Genomic DNA, 238 nt, shown 5'->3' on the forward strand with positions numbered 1-238 from the left:
TACGATGTTTGCGATGCAGCCGACGGCGCTGCCTGAGGGACGGCTGGGCGGCGTGACGATGCGGGCTTGCGAGCTGCCTGCGGCGTCCGCGCGCTTCGATCTGACGCTGTTCGCCGAGGGCGGGGAGCATCCGGGCGAGTCGCTGCGGCTGGAGCTGGAGTATGCGACCGCGCTGTTCGAGCGGCAGACGGCAGAGCGGATGCTGGCGCATTATGCGCGTCTGCTGGAGGCCATCGCC

Annotated in this window: 1 protein-coding gene; it reads left to right on the top strand. The window is 69.7% G+C overall.

Annotated features, from left to right (window positions below):
- On the top strand, positions 1-238 hold a 238-nt coding region (locus tag PA598K_RS34950; protein ID WP_148092055.1), incomplete at both ends, for a hypothetical protein.

The organism is Paenibacillus sp. 598K, assembly GCF_003851045.1.
Lineage (GTDB): Bacteria > Bacillota > Bacilli > Paenibacillales > Paenibacillaceae > Paenibacillus_D.